Source organism: Neorhizobium sp. P12A (assembly GCF_008365395.1).
In the GTDB taxonomy this organism is placed as follows: Bacteria; Pseudomonadota; Alphaproteobacteria; order Rhizobiales; family Rhizobiaceae; genus Rhizobium.
This window is the reverse complement of record NZ_QOVX01000002.1, coordinates 1099404-1116229: the sequence shown is the minus strand read 5'-3', so window position 1 is coordinate 1116229 and position 16826 is coordinate 1099404. Positions and strand designations below refer to the sequence as shown.

Genomic DNA, 16826 nt, shown 5'->3' with positions numbered 1-16826 from the left:
GGGACGTGCAGGATCCAACCAATCCAGAAGAACAGCCGGAAGGCCGCAAGCCAAGGAAGCGGCACCTTCTGCTGCGCATCGATTCCTGGATCGATTCCACGGTCTGGAACGCCGGCTTCCGCGCCGCCGAAATCTGGGAAGACATCACCATCTTTTCCCGCCGTTTCCGCGCCCGCGGCTGGAAGCGCATCGTCTTCGAGCTTGCCGGCGAGGCCATGACGCTCGGCGTGGCAGGGACAGTCGTCATGCTGGCGCTTGCCATGCCTGCCTTTGAGGCTACACAGGGAGATTGGCGCAATCGCGGCAATTTCGCCGTTACCTTTCTCGATCGCTACGGCAACGTCATCGGCCATCGCGGCATCATCCATGAAGATTCCGTGCCGGTCGATCAATTGCCCGATTATTTCGTCAAGGCGGTCCTGGCGACCGAGGACCGGCGCTTCTTCGACCATTTCGGCATCGACGTCTTCGGCCTCTTCCGCGCATTGACCGTCAATGCCCAGGCGGGCGGCGTCGTCCAGGGCGGCTCGACGCTGACGCAGCAGCTCGCCAAGAACGTGTTCCTGACCAACGAGCGCTCGATCGAACGCAAGATCAAGGAAGCCTTCCTTGCCATCTGGCTGGAGGCCAATCTCTCCAAGAAGGAAATCCTCAGCCTCTATCTCGACCGCACCTATATGGGCGGCGGCACCTTTGGCGCTGCTGCGGCGGCACAATATTACTTCGGCAAGAGCATAACCGACGTCAATCTTGCGGAAGCGGCCATGCTTGCCGGGCTCTTCAAGGCGCCGACCAAATATGCGCCAAGCGTCAACCTGCCGGCGGCCCGCGCCCGCGCCAACGACGTGCTCTCCAACCTCGTGCAGTCAGGCTTCATGACCGAGGGCCAGGTGATTGCCGCAAGGCGCAATCCGGCCTCCGTCGTCGACCGCGCGCAGTCCGAATCGCCAGACTTTTTCCTCGACTGGGCCTTCGACGAGGTGCAGCGACTTTCCTCCCGCTTCCCCGAACGCACGCTGATCGTACATACCACCGTGGACATGAGCCTGCAGAAGGCTGCCGAGGACGCTGTCGAATCGAGCCTGATGCAATATGGCGAGCAATATCACGCCAAGCAGGCGGCGAGCGTGCTGATCGAGAACGGCGGCGCCGTGCGCGCCATGGTCGGCGGGCGGGATTACGGCGAGAGTCAGTTCAACCGCGCCACCAAGGCGCTACGCCAGCCGGGCTCGTCGTTCAAGATCTACACCTATTCGGTGGCGATGGAGAACGGCATGACGCCGGCGACCACCATCATCGACGCGCCGATCTCCTGGGGCAACTGGAGCCCGCATAATTTCGAAAACCGCTACGAGGGCAAGGTGACGCTGTTGCAGGCGATCACCCAGTCGATCAATACGATCCCCGTGCGGCTCGCCAAGGAGCATTTCGGCATCCAGCCCATCCGCGAGATGGCCAAGCGCTTCGGCGTCGAAACACCGATCCGCAACGACAAGACGATACCGATCGGCACGTCGGAAGTCACCGTGCTCGACCAGGCGACGGCCTATTCCGTCTTCCCGGCCGACGGCATGCAATCGCGACGCCACGGCATTCAGCAGATCACTGGCTATGACGGCAAGGTTCTCTACGATTTCGACCGCGACGAGCCGCCGCCGCAGCGCGTGCTGTCGGAAAAGGCGCTGTCCTACATGAACACGATGCTGATCAACGTGCCGCAAAACGGCACGGGCCGAAAGGCGCAGCTCGATCATGGCATCCTGATCGGCGGCAAGACCGGCACGACGTCTGCCTATCGCGACGCCTGGTTCATCGGCTTTTCCGGCAACTACACCTGCGCCGTCTGGTTCGGCAACGACGACTATACCTCGACCAACAACATGACGGGCGGCATGCTGCCGGCCATGACCTTCAAGAAGATCATGGACTATGCCCATCAGGGCATCGTGCTGAAGCCTATCCCAGGCATCGAGAACCCGTTCCCGCCGCAGAAGTCGCAGACGGTTGCCGCCAAGAAGCCGGCGCCGCCCAGCGACCAGCCGGTCCAGCCGCCGCCCTTGCGCCCCCGCACGCTCTCGGCGGATTCGACCAAGATCCTGCATGACCTGGGCCAGAAATTGCGGGAAGCAACGCCGCTCAATCCACAGAAAGTGGCGACCGCCGGCTGACGATGAGCCGCGTTCAACGGGGCAAATGAACGACATCCCTTTATCGATTTAGCGAGCCGGTAGATCACGGGCGGCGGCCGCAATGGTCAGCCCAGAGCAAGGCGTGGCCGTTACGATAAGCTTTATTTATAGTTTATGCCCCGCCCCCCTATCCCCCTAGTTGAAAGCCGCTTTTTATGGGCCTGCAGCTTGATCATACCGCATCCCACCCATCAGCGCTCGTTGCCATCCTGGAACAGGTTTCCAGCTTCATGGACGCCGGTGACGACAATGCCGCAATCGCCGCACTTCTGTCCGTGCAGGAGCCTGTCCGTCTGGATCCTTCCGCATGCCGTACGCTTGCCAATCTGCTTCTACGCGCCGGCAGGCCGCAGGATGCCATCTTCTGGTTCGATGCCGTACTTAGCATGAGCCCCGGTGACGCCGAGGCAATTGCCGGCCTCGGCACGGCCTGCCAGGCTGTCGGCGATCTGACACGGGCGCTGCAATGCTGCGAAGCGATCCTCGTATTCCGCTGGAAGGATGCCGATGCCTGGTACGATCATGGCGACGTGCTCGCTCGAATCGGCCGGCTGCCTGAATCGCTTGTAAGCCTCGACCGCGCGATCGAACTTAAGGCCGACCACGTCCCGGCGCTGACGAAGCGCAGCCGGGTCCTCTCGGTGCAGGGCAAGGTCTCAGAGGCGGTATTCTCGGCCTTGCGCTGCTGCGACCTGATGCCGAACGATCCGGCGCCCTGGCTCTTGGTCGGCGATATACTCAAGGAGGGTGACGACCTCGGGCGGGCGATATCGGCCTATGAGAAAGCGCTGACGATCGCCCCCAGGGATGTTGTCTGCCTTTGCAAGAAGGCACAGGCGCTGAAGGATGCCCGGCAGAAGAAGCTTGCCGTGACCTATGCCCGCACCGCGCTTCGCATCGAGCCGAACCACAGAGAGGCGCTGCTCCTGTGCGGCGGTCTGGAGCATGACCTCGGCAACGAGGAAGCAGCGCGCGCCTGCTTTCTGAAGGTCGCGACTTCAGGGGCAGCCCGCAACTATACGGCCGAGCGCCGGCCTGCCAGTTTCAAGGCGCTGATGCTCTTTTCGCCACTATCCGGCAATACGCCCTATGAAGACCTGATCAGCGACAGTTCCTTCGACACCGATGTCATCCTCATCCTGCCCGATCATCATTACGACCCGCAGACAATAAGCGCGGGCACCGACGTCGTCGTCAATCTGGTGTCGGAGGCGGATCTCGGACGCGATATCATTGCGTCGCTGGTGGACTTCGCCGATTCCCTCGAAAAGCCCGTGGTCAATCATCCCCGGCTGATCCTCCAGACGGATCGCGCGACCATCGCGGAGAGCCTTGCCGCCATATCGGGCGCGATCATGCCGGCAACCGTCCAGGTCGAAGCCGCCGTCCTCCGGCAAATCCTGCGCAGCGGCGCGGTCACGAGCATCCAGACGATCGTCCGCCATGCCGGCACCCATGGCGGCGACAAGATGGAACTGGTTTCGACGCCGGAAGAGTTGCTTGCCTTTGCCGAGGAAGCCGGAGAGCAACCGCTCTACCTTACCGATTTCGTCGACTACAGGTCCGCCGACGGCTACTTCCGCAAATATCGCTTCGTCTTCGTCGGCGAAGAGATTTTTGCCTATCACCTGGCAATCGGCGATGTCTGGAAAGTGCATCACATGTCGACGCGCATGGCCGATGTCGCATGGATGCGCGACGAGGAAAAAGCCTTTCTGGAGCAGCCGGGCCGCGTCTTCGGGGCGGAAGCCATGGCAACACTCGATGCCATCAGGCGCAAGGTGGGGCTCGATTATTTCGGCATCGACTGTTCGCTGGATGCCGAGGGCCGGGTCGTGGTGTTCGAAGTCAATGCTTCGATGCTGATCCATCTCCACAACAAGGATTTTGAGTACAAGACGCCGCATGTGATGAAGATCAAGCATGCTTTCGAGCGCCTGCTGCAACGCCGGGCCAACGAGGGAAAAGCGCCCGCACCGGATTTGCCGCAACCTGCTGCCAAGGCGGGATAGAGCCACGCCCTGCCCCGCGTTTGAGCTAATCGAGCTCTTCTCGCAGGAATTATCGGCGAGGCCTTCGGGCGTCGCCGAGCAAGAGCCGCCGACAGACATCACAAAATCCATCATCGGGTTCACGCGGAACCTCGGTCTTCTTCGTCCAGACGATTCGCGCGCTACGCGGCATCATTCGTCCGGCAAGCAGCCAATAGATGAAGCCACTTGCGCAGCCGATTATGATGGAGGCCACGCCAACGTGGCCGGCCAAGAGTGAACTCGAAGGCGGCGGCGGCGGGCCGTAGCTTTCGAGCAGCAGACCAAGAAACCCGCCGGATAAAACGTAATAGAGCCTATTTCGTAAGCTCATCACTTCACCCACGACAATGATCAGGCCTGCAGGAAAGAAAAGCAGGTAGACGACGAACGGAAATGCAACCGCAGCAAACTCGATGACGGCAGCGAAATCGCCAGATGTCCCATAATGTTGCGGCGCCGTGTCCTTGATCACCATGAAGGCGGCCATGAGGACGCAGGCAACGAGCACGGCGACGAGATAGCCGCCCAGAGCGACTGCGAAGCGAACGGAAACATAGGCCACAGATCTCCAGCCAAGATCTGCAGCCTGCATCAACCCGCCGTGTACCATGCCGAGCCTCTCAAAGCTGCGCATCAGAGATATGGGTTCCCACCTTCATCCGCTTTGACTGTATCACAGGTCATCTGCGCGATCCAAAAACATATCATTCCTGGGTTGCAAACTGGGAGCGACCGGCAACGGGATTGAACGTTTTTGGGGTGTTCCAGATTGTCATTGAATATTAGGGAAGCTGCCGGTGATAAGCTCTCGTTAACCATCCAGCGGGTATAAAAAAGGATCAATTCGACCGATTGCGAGCACCCCCGTTTTTGTAGCCGAGTAGCCATGTCCATCATCCATGCCTTCAGCGCGAATAGCGGCCGTCTTATCGAGCTGACATTCGGCCCCGGATCTCCCAGCCGGCGGCAACATTCGACGGGTAAAGGGCAGGCGAAACTGGCGAAATCCCGTATCCTCGTGCTCGTCTGCGCCCTGGCGATTGCCTATGTCGCCATCTTTACAAAACTTACCTATCTGGCAATGACGCCGGAGGACCTCACATCGTCCATTCCGCCAAGCCAGGCGCCCGCATTCCGTCCAGACATCGTCGATCGGAACGGCGAACTGATGGCGACCGATATTCGCACCGTATCGATGTTTGCGGAACCGAACCGTGTTGTTGACGTCGATGAAACGGTCGAGAAGCTCGCTGGCGTCTTCCCGGATCTAGACAGAAAATCCCTTTACCAGAAGCTCTCGGACAAGCGGTCGCGCTTTGCCTGGCTGCGTCGGCAGCTGACGCCGAAACAGCAGAACGCAGTCCTTGCGCTCGGCCTGCCGGCGATCGGGTTCCGCCCGGAAGTTAAACGTTTCTATCCCGGTGGTCGCACCGCCGCGCATATCCTCGGCTATGTCGACATCGACAATCACGGCGTGGCGGGGATGGAGAAATATCTCGACATGCAGGGTCTCTCGGATCTGGCCGCAACAGGCATGACGCCGAGCGACGCCGCGCTGCAGCCTGTGCGACTGTCGGTCGACCTGCGCGTCCAGAACATCGTCCATGACGTTGTCGCGGCGGCACCTGCGACCTATCAGGCCCAATCGGCCGGCGCCGTCATCCTCGACATCCATACCGGCGAAGTGCTGGCCATGGCCTCGGCCCCCGATTTCGATCCCAACGATCCGCAGACGGATGTCAAGGGTTGGCTGAACCGCATGTCGAACGGTACCGACGAGATGGGCTCCGTCTTCAAGACCTTCTCGATGGCGATGGCCTTCGATACCGGCACGGTCAAGCTCACCGACACGTTCGACGCCAGCACGCCGCTGCATTACGGCGGCTTCACCATCCACGACGACCGCGACGTGCCGCGCCGGGTGCTGTCGATCCCGGAAATCTTCCGCTACTCCTCCAACGTCGGCACGGCCAAGATGATGGAGAAGGTCGGCATGGAGAACCAGCGCGCCTATCTCAATCGCTTCGGCCTGCTATCCAGGATGGACACCGAGCTGCCCGAGGTGGCGAAGCCGAGCCAGCCGAAGGTCTGGAAGATGATCAACTCGCTGACCGCCGCCTTCGGTCACGGCGTCGCCACGACGCCGATGCAGACGGCGGTTGCGGGTGCTGCCCTCATCGACGACGGCAAGCTGATCGAGCCCACCTTCCTGCCGCGTACCCAGGAAGAGGCTGAAAAGACCGCAAAGATCGTCGTCAAGCAAAGCACCAGCGACGTCATCAAATATCTCTTCAAACTCAACGGCGAACAGGGCTCGGGGAGAATGGCCGATGTTGCCGGGTTCCATGTCGGCGGCAAGACCGGCACGGCCAACAAGGTCATCAACGGCGTCTACTCGCACAAGCTGAGCTTCAACTCCTTCCTCGCAGCCTTCCCCATAGATCACCCGAAATATGTGGTTCTGTCCTTCATCGACCAGCCGCTAACGGGCGTGCACAACCTGAACCTCGCCGCAGAGACGGCCGCACCGATGGTTCATGACATCATCAGCCAGGCGGCACCGCTGCTGGGCATCGAACCGAACTTCGGTAATGTTCTGGCTTCGTATTGAGAGCTTGAGGAAGCCGCGTCTTGGCAAGCGGCCAGACGACACACGGCCGCGCTCTAAATATGCATGATTGGGTAGCCCGTTGCCATCAGTGGCGGGTCACGGCTGAAGCGGTCGTCAATGGAGTAAGAACCAAAGCTTAACAAGGACCGGTATCGTCACGCCGGCGATCGCGACTATGCCTGCCTGCCGTAGCAGCCTGCGCCCTAGTTTTATCTGCCTTTCCCGCTTTTCGGCGAGCGAAGCCGGCTTTTCAGGCGCGGATCGGAGTCGTGTCCGTTTGGCATTCAGCCAACAGGTATCGAAGATGGCCCCCATTGCGACAATGGCGACCAACCACTGAAATATCGCAACGCTGAGCCCACCGCGGACATAGAAATACAGGCTGAAAAGTGCCACGGCTGAGACACTTAGGATCAGCGTCCTTACGAGATCGCCGCCCTTGATTTCACTTAGCATATCCAAAACCTCAGCAGACTAACGCGTAGTGACCACGTTGCAGGTTGCTGAACAGCGTTCAACTTTGCAATCAAAAATTGCTGCACAAAACATCTATGCCTAATGATGGTAAATAGCCGCTTATGCCGCCATTCTCGCGTTAACATCGCCAGGGATGGCTGGTGGCATTTGCTGCCTGACATAGCAATATGACCTCCGATGTAATTGAGACACCTCCTGGCGGGGCATAGTTTCCAGGCATCTCAAGACGAGATCGGCACTAACCGTGCCGGAGAGATGCCTCACGAAACATCGGAGAATGAATAATGACCGAGAAGACGTTTACCATGCGCGAAGCCCCGGAATGGCTGCTTTCCTTCTGGAGGGAAATCGACGACAAGACTTTCGGCGAAGGCTTCGATTGCTTTGCTGAAAATGCGACTGCCAATCTCGGCATCGCCGAATGGAGAGGCCGCGAGACGATCCGCGAGAGCCTGCGTGCTTTTATCGACACGGGCTTTACCGCCCATCACGACGTGACCGAGTATTGGGATGGCGGATCGCTGAAGGTGTTCCGCGGCTTTGTGACAATGACGCCGGACGACCGAAGTCACCCTGTCGTCAAGCCCGTCATGACCCACTTTTTCTACATGGACGAAGCAGACCCCACTAAAGTGCGCCACTGGTTTGGCTCCGTCGGTCCGGTTCAGTTCTGATCTTTTCGGTTCGAGCGTTTCCGTTCGGTACCGTGCGGATATGGAAACCAACATGCCTCGCAGGCCCTTTCCTCCTCGAAGGGACTGCGAGGCATAAGCACAGGGAGGCCTGCATGAACGGCAACGGGAGAGGCATGGCGATATCGAGAGAGCTCGGACCATTGCTGCGTCACTGGCGGGAAGTGCGCGGCAAGAGCCAACTCGACCTTTCCATGGATACCGGCGTGTCGCAGCGTCACATCAGCTTTGTGGAAAGCGGCCGCAGCGTTCCCAGTCGCCAGCGGCTGATGACGGTTGCCGAAGCACTGGAGGTGCCGTTTCGCGAACGCAACACGCTGCTGCTGGCGGCCGGCTACGCGCCGCTCTATTCGGATGACTCCTGGGATGCACCCGACATGCAGCCCGTGGTGGAGGCCTTGCGTCGAATGCTCAGACAGCACGAGCCCTTTCCCGCCGTTGTCATGGACCGCTACTGGAACGTTGTCATGTCCAACGACGCAGCGCCCCGCTTCTTCAATTGCTTCGTCGACATGGCAGAGCGCAAGCTGCCGCGCAACCTGCTGCACCTGATGTTCGACCCCAAAGGCATGCGCCCCTTCATTCAGGGCTGGGCCGAGACCTCAAAGAGCCTTCTCGCCCGTGTGCATCGAGAATCGATCGGCCGGGTGATCGATGACAAGACGAGGGAACTGTTGAAGACCTTGCTTGCCTATCCCGATGTCGATGTCGACTGGAAGGCGCTTGACGCTCCCGCCAGCACGCCGATCGTTCCGCTGAATTTCGTTAGGGATGGCACGACGTTGAGCTTCTTTTCGCTGATCACGACAGTCGGCACGCCGATGACGATCGCGGCTCAGGAATTGAGGGTCGAATCCCTATTTCCGACCGATGCGGAAACGGAAAAGCTCTATGCCGAGATGATGAAGGACGCACCAATGCCGGTCCTGCCGACGGATCACTGAACGAGCCTCGACCTACTCATTCCGTGCAATTGCCGGACGCCGAAACCGACCAATATGGCTGCCTGCAGAGGTATCGACGCTCCGGATGATGCGTTGCGGCCCACGACGTCCACAGGGAGGTACTTATGGACGATACGGCGATTTTGACGGTTCCTGTTTTCAGCACTCTATGCAACGAGGCTTTCCGGCTCCGGCGCGAGGTATTCATCGTCGAGCAGAATGTGCCCGAGGAAGAGGAATTCGATGTCGGGGATTTCACGGCCTTTCACGTGGTGTCCATCGGTTCCGGCGAAGTCCGCGGGACGCTGCGGGTGATCCATGCCGAGGAGCATGTGAAGATCGGCAGGGTCGCCGTCGGCATCAGATGGCGCGGATGCGGCATTGCCAGCGCCATGATCGGCTACGCGATGGAAACCCACCGCGCGGCACGCGGCAACCGCTTCTACCTGACCGCCCAGAGCGACAAGTTGCGCTTTACCAGCGCTTCGGCTTCACCGCATTCGGCGATGAATTTTTCGATGGGGGAATGCCGCATCTTGAGATGAAGAACTACTGATCGTGTTTCCTCGCGCGCACTTGATTGTCTCCCACTATCTTTGACATACAGGCCGACGGTGTCCGGCGAGGAGAAGCCTGTGGTCAAGCGACAAGAAGCAATCATAGGCCATTATGAACGGTCGTGGGGGACGCGTCCGCAGAAGGTAGATTTCTCCGAGGGACCGATCCATCAGCTCCCGCCCGATTTCGCGGTGTTAAAGTTCGGCCCCAGCGCTGATCGAGACATGTGGACCTATTCAACTGCATGCATGTCGCAAGAAGGAGATAAGAAGGCGCTCGAACTTCATGTTCATAGTCCCTACGAAACTGACGACGTGGCTGAACTGCTCGTGGCGACGGCGCATTATCACAGGACCGGAGCGATCCTGGATCTAGGTCATTCCGTTAATTTCGGCCGCCCTTGGTTGAACCATGCGCGCGCTGATCATGGCCTTATCTTGTTGCCCTATTTGGACGGGCCAAGCCTCGAAATCTTCAATTTGGAAGGCGGCCCAATTCATTTCTATTGGCTTCTGCCGATTACGCGAGAAGAAATCACATTTAAGAAAATACATGGACTGGAAGCATTGGAGACCGAATTCGACAAAGTTGGTCTCAAATATTTAAGCCCCGACCGCGGCAGCGTGGTTTGAGCGTTTCTGGTAGAACGCGAGCTTATTGCGATACAATAGATTGGAATTGCCGAAGATGAGAGTATTTCCTCAGATCACCTTTTTCGTCGCTTCTATTTTGGCCTCTGTATCTTACGCACATGAGCTAGGGCCAATACCAGAAAATGCGGGATTGGGCATAGCAGCGGTAAGCATGAATGTCGCGATGGTCTGCGATCTACAATTCAAGCGTCCGGAAATGGTTCGTGATGCAAAGGCCCTTTTCTTAAAGTTCGCGAAGAAGGAATTTAAGCAGCCAGAAGTTGCGACCGAGAGGGCTTTCGCTTATCTGCGACGTCAGGTGACGAGGGAGCGATTGGCTGAATATCACAAACAAACCCCGAAAAGTTGTGATGAGTTTTCAAGAATGTTCCGTCGGGAGCTTTCCCGCTGACCAGCGGATCGGCTTTGGCGGCCAGAAGCCGTCATCAGTGATGTTTTTCCAGCGCTACAATGGTTTCGCCCTGTCTGCCAGACCATTCCGACGCGGCCAGAAAGAAACCATTGGGGTAATCGTCAAGATGGTGTTTCCCATCCTCGAAAAGGTTGGGCTTAATAGCCTTCCAGTAATCGAAACGGTCTGATTCGGGCACCCAACGGAGCCTCTTTCCGACGTCTGCCTCAACGAACTGTACAGGCCCAGCTTTCAGCAGCGTCCTGATGTCTTCGGTCGTCAGGTCTCGAACCTTCCGACCAAAGTCGCCCTTGTCGTCCCAAAGGACTTCCAACGGCATCGTTAAAGCCCACCCGTATAAATCGCGGTGCAAACGTCCGTCCACCATTCAACTCCCATCGATAGCGGCGGCCCTCCCAAGGAAAGCAGTCGGCCCATGGCGATCATTGCGCAGCCTCACCGACGCGTCCAGTGTACGGCGACAAGGCGAAATGCAAGCGCGACGGCGCAGAGACCCCACGGCGCCATGACTAGGTAAGATGTGGCGGTCGCACCGACACATTCGCTTTCGTCAATTTGACAGCTTTGAGCGACACCAAGCCACAGGTACATTGCTGCAACCGACACCGAGAGAGCGGCGAATATTAGGGATGCCCAAGTCCACACACCTCGGCGCATGAATGACGCGGAAATGATAATTGCCAAACACGGAAGTGTCGTAAGCCCCAATAAGGAAGTCATGTCTGGCCCCGGCTTTCCCATGACGTGCCGGCGGCAAATGTAGCTGCTTCGCAGACGATCGCAATGGTCGCTCATGGGGCCGTGAGCAGACTCAGGTCAGGCTGGCAATCGACCATTTCCCCTGACCGTAAGGACCGGGCGGTCGACGTCCTCATTGTTGAATACGACGTCCGCGCTGGTCGCAGGCGCACAAATGGTCTCATAGAGCCTGTAAGCAGGTTGATATCTAGCTGCATAAAGCTGGCGGGCTGCTTCGATGCCGCCCAGAAGCTGTGTGTCCCGCCCCACTCCACGTTGCGCGGAGGTTGCCTCTGTGGTTTCGACGAAAATCACCAAATCCCAATTTTCAACCAACTCCGGGCGCTGCAGGAACGTACCGTCTACGATCAGTATAGCGTCGGAGGAAGCAATCCTTGCGGCCTGCTTAATGGCCTGATCGTTCAGGAGGTCGAAGGATGCCGTACGATACTCGTGGTTGCCGCCTGCTCCGAGTGGCGAAAGGAGCAAAGCGTTGATCGCGTCGAGGTCACGCGCGTCGTAGTAATATCCTTCCGGTGAGTGCCTTCCCCTTGCATAGCGCTCCGCCTTCGGCCTGTGGAAGCCGTCAATTGAGGTTCGAATAACGTCTCGGCCTACTGCAATAAGCTGTTCGGCAAGCTCATCCGCGAGCGTTGTCTTTCCCGAGGCCGTTCGCCCATCAACGGCAACTCGAATTGGCCGAGCCAATTCGATCGATGAGATTGAGGTTGCGAGCGACTTCAAAACAGTGTTGCGGGCCGAAGGGGACAAGGCAAACTCCTTATGTAAAGCCGACCGGGTATCTATGTGATGCCATTGACAGTTTTACGTCACGTTGTTCGTTCGCGGCGCCGGGCGGCCATGTGCGCTGATGGCACTTGCCGTCGAATTCCTGAGATTCGCCTTTCTCCGGTGGAGCGCGCACAACCCTGCCTTTCCCCTCATTGCAGAATCAGGGATAAGCTATTGGTTCCAATAGTCACGAGGAAACCAAGGTGTTCCGGGTTCCCCTTCTGGTCGCGCTTTCGCTCGTCATAGCTTTCGGCGGCGGCATCATGTTCACGCTCTATGCGCTGGACGCGACCGCCGGCTTTGGTGCGATCAGGCTGGGCGCCTGGGAGGCTTTTCCGAGCCTGCATACGGCTGAAGCAGATCCTTACGCCAAATCCCATCGCGCCCGTGCGGGAAGATTGCTTTACGGCACCGCGGAAGGCCTCGTCTTTACCGCGCTCGATGACGATAGCGGCGGCCGGCTGACGGCTGGCTGCCGTTACCGGATCAGCGGCCAGACACCCCCTGCCCGCCTCTGGACGCTGTTTACAGCCGGCGAAGACAGCGAGCCGCTGCCGCCAATCGAAGGCCGGCCTTCGGCGCTCAATTCCTGGACGGTGCTACGCAATCCGGATTCGAGCTTCGACATCACGGTGTCGCAGGACGCCCATGCCGGAAACTGGCTGGCGCTGCCCGCATCCGGCGATTTCCGGCTGGTGCTGACGCTGCTCGATTCCCCCGCCGCCGGCAATTCGGGACTGATCGACCTTTCCATGCCGAAACTCGAAAAGATCGGTTGCGGCCATGTTTAGGATCGTCTCTGCCGTTCTGACGGGGATTTTCGGTGCGGCCCTGCTCCACCTCGTCATCATCCTGTCGCTGCCGCATTTTTCCGATCGCGACGCCTATACGCGTGTCGAGGATGAAGGGGACGAGAACCACTTCTACATGCTTGATGACAAGGATGACGATGCCGGGCTTTCCAACGGCGATCCTTATATCAAGACGGCGGTCTGCGCCTTCGATCTCGGGGACCAGCCAATCCGCCTGACGGCGGCCGGCAAGGTGCCGTTCTGGTCGCTTTCGATTTACGACAGGGCTTCGAACGAGGTCTTCAGCATGAGCGACCGGACGTCGGTCGGTGGTCTGCTGGACGTTCTGGTCGCCTCGCCGATCCAGCTGACAACACTGCGCAAGGCGCTGCCGCCGTCGCTTTCCCAGGCGATCCTTGTGGAGATGCCTCATCCTGAGGGCTACGCGGTGCTGCGGACGATGGCGCCGCAGTCAAGCTTTGACGAAGCCGCGCGCGGCTTCCTTGCGGAAGCGGGCTGCGACGTCTTTGACGGCAGTTAGGCGACACGGGAGGGGTCGACCGTCGCGCCGTCTGCGAAGTCTATTTGTTCTTTGCCCGCTTCGGACCCGTTCCCGGCCGATTCGAGGTTACGTCCAGGCGCTCGTAGCGCACGCCGGTGAAAAGAAGAATCTTCGCCTCGACCGGCTCCTTTTGCACGCGCCGCGGCATGCGCGACTGGCGTTCCAAAAGGGAAATGACCTTTGCCATGCTCGTCTCCAATTGCAGCTCGAGACGGATGAACTCGCGATTTATTTCATCCTGCCCGCTTGCGGCGGGCTGACGCTCCTCTTGAGAAACCGGGCTTTGCCCATCTCCAGAGGCATTTGCGTCCTTTCTCACGGCATTTTCATGCTTACTGGATACCGTGGCATGACCGCTGTGCTTCAGCGATCATGAGAATCAGCATACGATCAAATACTGCAAATCGCACTGTTCCAACCCGAATTGAGACACACCATAGTTAACAGAACGCTAATGTGAATGACGCGATCCCGTGATCGCAGCATCCCGGATAAAATAACGCAGCGTGTTGCGATTTGGTTTCATCGGTTTGGGCAAAAAAATTACGAGGGTCGAACCATAAAGTAATATAAAATCATATTCTTAAATAAAACCAATGGCTCACCAGCCGCTGGGAACAACAATTCCAACTGTTGCAAAAAAGTGTCACGCAAATATAATTTGCCAATCACTAATTTAAGCGTATGGTGCGCAAATCGGTCGGCAGGGACCGGTTCAAGAGATCATAGGTGCTCTTGCCTTTTATGCGGAGGACACGTGATGACTTTATTTATGGGTTCGCCCTTTTCCTTTGAAGATGTTGAAGTTATGCGCGGCGCGCTTGATAGCTGGTGCGTGGAAAAAAGGATCGACGTGAAAAGCGCGGACGCACAGTTTGCGGCCTCTGCAGCGATCGACCTCTTCCAATCGGGCCACAACACCGCCGAGAAGTTGCTGGACGCATTGCGGGAACACAGGGCTCTGTAGGGCTTCATCTCTTCTGCCAGTGGATCATCCGAAGCGCCTCACGGGGCGCTTTTTTGATGCGCGGGCGCGCGCCGGGCCAAGTTCCCCGAAAATGCGCTAAGCCACCAAATTTTCTTATTTTCGATGTTCACAAAACCGTCATCTTGGCGCAAGCTACGCGCGTAACTTTGATTAGGATTTTAATAAAGTCTTCACGAGCTGTTAACCTTGCGAGCCTTACTCTTTCCCCATAACCAGATCTGGATGACCGTCTACGCGTCGGTTCCGTCCGTATTGGCTCGCCCGGAGAGAGAGATGCGGGCAAGGCGATACGGTTTCGGGATAGCGCCCCCGCCGATGCGTCCTTCGGTCCGGTTCCCGTCCTTGTTGTTCTGCGTATCTGTATGGGTGTTTGCGTGCGCGACCGGTTTCGAGACCTTGAAGGACCGCTGGCTGTCCGGAAGAAGGACGTTGTCCTGATGGCGACCGTCACCAGCTTCGAAAGCCTTTCGCATCCGTCGAAATCCGAACTCCGCCAATTCGCCGAGTTGTTCACGCCGCTCTTCCAGGCCTCGTCTGAGGAAGCTAAGCGTCAGGCGGTGGCAGCGCTGTCGCAATGCGCGCATGTGCCGCCGGCCGTCGCGCTCTTCATCGGCTGCCAGCCGATCGGCATTGCCGCTCCCTTTCTTGCCAGCTCCCAGATCATTGACGACGATACGCTGATCACGATCGCCCGCACCCAGGGTGCTGCCCATGCCAAGGCGATCGTTCGGCGGGAATCCCTGTCGCCGAAGGTGATCGACGCGCTTGTCGGCCTGCGGCAGGCCGAACCCCGCCGCGACCCGTTGGCCGTGGACACGATCGAACCTCTTGCGGCGCCCCCGCGGACCGTGGAAAGCCAGGTGCCGGCAATCGAGGCCGCTGAACCCGGCCGCCTTGAGCGCGAAGAGGCTTTGCGCCGCGAGATCAAGCAAATCGCCAACCATCTCGCCCATGAGCCCGACGACCGTCTGGGGCTGCGCACCCTCTCGCAGGTGCAGGAAGCGCTACTGGTACGCTTTGCCCGCGAACGTGAAGCGACCCATTTCGCCACGACCCTTGCCGACGCGCTTTCCGCAAGCCGCTGGCTTGCGGAGCGCATCATGCTGGATCTCTCCGGCCAGCAGCTTGCGGTAACGCTGACCAGTCTAGGCATGAATTTCCCCGACGCGGTCTTCGTGCTTGAGCACTTCTATCCGCATCTGGCCGAAATCAAGGGCAGCGTCAGCCGTGCATGGCATGTGCTCGAAGATGTCGATCCCTATGAGAGCGACGAGCGCGTCGAAGCCTGGCGCCGGGCCGACAGCTACACCTACCTGCCGCCGGAAGAACCTGCCGCGCCGGCAGCGTATGCCAGCGAGCCGCGCTTCATGCGCCAGGTGCCGCCGGCCCGCGACATGCGCACCCTTTCCAAGGCATTCGGCCGGTCGCGCTAGGCCGTGCTGTCCGGCCGCCGGATGGCGGCCTTATTTGATGAACGGCATATTCACCTAATGTTCAGATCGCGATGGCCATATTCAATATGGTTTTTTTAGCTGATTCGAACGCTCCTGGTGGTGGTTGGATCCAGCACTTCGGAGTTGGCAATGATCAAAAAAGCAATGCTCTCGGTTCTCGTTCTCGCGACACTTGCGGGAAGCACGCTGGCGACCGTCAGTCAGGCGCAGGCGCAGCAATATGACAATCAGCAATGGCGTCACCATAACGACCGGTACGACCCGCCACCGCCGGACCGTCATCACCACCATCATAACAACAATGGCGCTGTCATTGCCGGCGGTATCGCGGCAGGCGTGATCGGCGGCATCCTGGGTGGTGCGATTGCTAATGGCAATGCCGGTTATGCTCCCCCTCCTCCGCCTCCGCCGGAGTGCTGGTTCGAAAGACGGGCCGTCCAAAACGAATATGACGACGGCTGGCACTACGAGCGTATGCGCGTCTGCAACTGATATCGCAGACAAACCGATATCTTAAGAGTCCGGGCGGGCCGATTCCGCCCTGACAGCCCCCTGGGGTAAGCCGGGGTCTCAGGCGCCGTTTGCGAACGGTACGATATCGGCGATATCGTCAGCCTCAAGTTCAACGATCCATAAATCGGAATCGAACCGCGCCTCGCGGTCGAGCATCTCGCGAACCGCCTCGGCGCTTGTGCGCGCAAGACGGATTTCGAACAGGCGATCGCCGCTCTCATCCGCCTCGAAGAAGCTTTGCGGCGCTGGCCCGTAGAGCGTTTCCAGGCCATCGCGGAAGCGCTGACGGATGAAGATCGCGCCTGCCTCCTCTGCCCCCTTGCGCTCGATGGCGGCGAAATCGCCCCGACCGAACACACGGCGAAGCAGAGCGGATACGAAGATATCGGTGCGCAATCTCATGGCAGAGCTATAGCGGC

At 58.8% G+C, this 16826-nt stretch carries 17 protein-coding genes and 1 pseudogene; 13 read left to right on the top strand and 5 right to left on the bottom strand.

The window, feature by feature from the left end; genetic code table 11:
- Window positions 1-5 precede the first annotated feature (5 nt).
- A complete protein-coding gene (locus DTW90_RS11520; protein WP_246664925.1) occupies window positions 6-2168 on the top strand; it encodes a PBP1A family penicillin-binding protein in 2163 nt (720 codons plus the stop codon).
- Between the two features lie 176 nt (window positions 2169-2344).
- Window positions 2345-4201, top strand: coding sequence for a tetratricopeptide repeat protein (locus tag DTW90_RS11515; protein ID WP_149338305.1), 1857 nt, complete (start codon window positions 2345-2347; stop codon window positions 4199-4201).
- Between the two features lie 49 nt (window positions 4202-4250).
- On the opposite strand, the gene DTW90_RS11510 is transcribed toward DTW90_RS11515, so the two are convergent.
- Window positions 4251-4856, bottom strand: a complete 606-nt coding sequence (locus tag DTW90_RS11510) for a hypothetical protein (RefSeq protein ID WP_149338303.1) — start codon at window positions 4854-4856, stop codon at window positions 4251-4253.
- A gap of 252 nt (window positions 4857-5108) precedes the next feature.
- On the opposite strand from DTW90_RS11510, the gene DTW90_RS11505 reads away from it, so the two are divergent.
- From DTW90_RS11505 to DTW90_RS11480, 6 genes and pseudogenes are all read left to right on the top strand, one after another.
- Window positions 5109-6833 (top strand): penicillin-binding protein 2, encoded by a 1725-nt coding sequence (locus tag DTW90_RS11505; protein ID WP_132517470.1) that lies wholly within the window; start codon window positions 5109-5111, stop codon window positions 6831-6833.
- 761 nt (window positions 6834-7594) lie between these two features.
- Window positions 7595-7984, top strand: coding sequence for a nuclear transport factor 2 family protein (locus DTW90_RS11500; RefSeq protein WP_132517472.1), 390 nt, complete (start codon window positions 7595-7597; stop codon window positions 7982-7984).
- Window positions 7985-8097: 113 nt separating this feature from the next.
- Window positions 8098-8946 (top strand): helix-turn-helix transcriptional regulator, encoded by an 849-nt coding sequence (locus DTW90_RS11495; RefSeq protein WP_149338302.1) that lies wholly within the window; start codon window positions 8098-8100, stop codon window positions 8944-8946.
- Window positions 8947-9071: 125 nt separating this feature from the next.
- Window positions 9072-9502 (top strand): annotated as a pseudogene (locus tag DTW90_RS11490) (GNAT family N-acetyltransferase).
- A 79-nt stretch (window positions 9503-9581) separates the two neighbouring features.
- Window positions 9582-10136 (top strand): suppressor of fused domain protein, encoded by a 555-nt coding sequence (locus tag DTW90_RS11485; protein ID WP_132517478.1) that lies wholly within the window; start codon window positions 9582-9584, stop codon window positions 10134-10136.
- A gap of 55 nt (window positions 10137-10191) precedes the next feature.
- On the top strand, window positions 10192-10548 hold the full coding sequence (locus DTW90_RS11480; RefSeq protein ID WP_132517480.1) for a hypothetical protein: 357 nt from the start codon (window positions 10192-10194) through the stop codon (window positions 10546-10548).
- 34 nt (window positions 10549-10582) lie between these two features.
- Here DTW90_RS11480 and DTW90_RS11475 read toward each other — a convergent pair whose 3' ends face one another.
- The gene (locus DTW90_RS11475; RefSeq protein WP_132517482.1) at window positions 10583-10936 is read right to left on the bottom strand and encodes a hypothetical protein; all 354 of its coding nucleotides are present in this window, start codon (window positions 10934-10936) and stop codon (window positions 10583-10585) included.
- 449 nt (window positions 10937-11385) lie between these two features.
- Window positions 11386-12051, bottom strand: coding sequence for a uridylate kinase (locus tag DTW90_RS11470; protein WP_246664924.1), 666 nt, complete (start codon window positions 12049-12051; stop codon window positions 11386-11388).
- A 251-nt stretch (window positions 12052-12302) separates the two neighbouring features.
- On the opposite strand from DTW90_RS11470, the gene DTW90_RS11465 reads away from it, so the two are divergent.
- Together DTW90_RS11465 and DTW90_RS11460 are read left to right on the top strand one after the other, a co-directional pair.
- On the top strand, window positions 12303-12890 hold the full coding sequence (locus tag DTW90_RS11465; RefSeq protein WP_149338298.1) for a DUF1214 domain-containing protein: 588 nt from the start codon (window positions 12303-12305) through the stop codon (window positions 12888-12890).
- Complete coding sequence (locus tag DTW90_RS11460) at window positions 12883-13431, top strand: DUF1254 domain-containing protein (RefSeq protein WP_149338297.1); 549 nt, start codon at window positions 12883-12885, stop codon at window positions 13429-13431. Before DTW90_RS11465 ends, DTW90_RS11460 begins: the two co-directional genes overlap by 8 nt.
- A 40-nt stretch (window positions 13432-13471) precedes the next feature.
- Here the strand turns inward: DTW90_RS11460 and DTW90_RS37085 are convergent, their stop codons facing one another.
- Window positions 13472-13639 carry a hypothetical protein gene (locus DTW90_RS37085; RefSeq protein WP_188079921.1) on the bottom strand — a complete coding sequence of 56 codons (168 nt, stop codon included), beginning with the start codon at window positions 13637-13639 and terminating at the stop codon, window positions 13472-13474.
- Between the two features lie 573 nt (window positions 13640-14212).
- Here DTW90_RS37085 and DTW90_RS11455 point away from each other — a divergent pair.
- From DTW90_RS11455 to DTW90_RS11445, 3 genes are all read left to right on the top strand, one after another.
- Window positions 14213-14419, top strand: a complete 207-nt coding sequence (locus DTW90_RS11455) for a hypothetical protein (protein WP_132517488.1) — start codon at window positions 14213-14215, stop codon at window positions 14417-14419.
- 395 nt (window positions 14420-14814) lie between these two features.
- Window positions 14815-15873: a DUF2336 domain-containing protein gene (locus tag DTW90_RS11450; protein ID WP_188079920.1), complete on the top strand. Its 1059-nt coding sequence runs from the start codon at window positions 14815-14817 to the stop codon at window positions 15871-15873.
- Window positions 15874-16023: 150 nt separating this feature from the next.
- Window positions 16024-16386 carry a hypothetical protein gene (locus DTW90_RS11445; protein WP_149338295.1) on the top strand — a complete coding sequence of 121 codons (363 nt, stop codon included), beginning with the start codon at window positions 16024-16026 and terminating at the stop codon, window positions 16384-16386.
- A 78-nt stretch (window positions 16387-16464) separates the two neighbouring features.
- Here DTW90_RS11445 and DTW90_RS11440 read toward each other — a convergent pair whose 3' ends face one another.
- The gene (locus tag DTW90_RS11440; protein ID WP_149338454.1) at window positions 16465-16809 is read right to left on the bottom strand and encodes a DUF1491 family protein; all 345 of its coding nucleotides are present in this window, start codon (window positions 16807-16809) and stop codon (window positions 16465-16467) included.
- Window positions 16810-16826 lie beyond the last annotated feature (17 nt).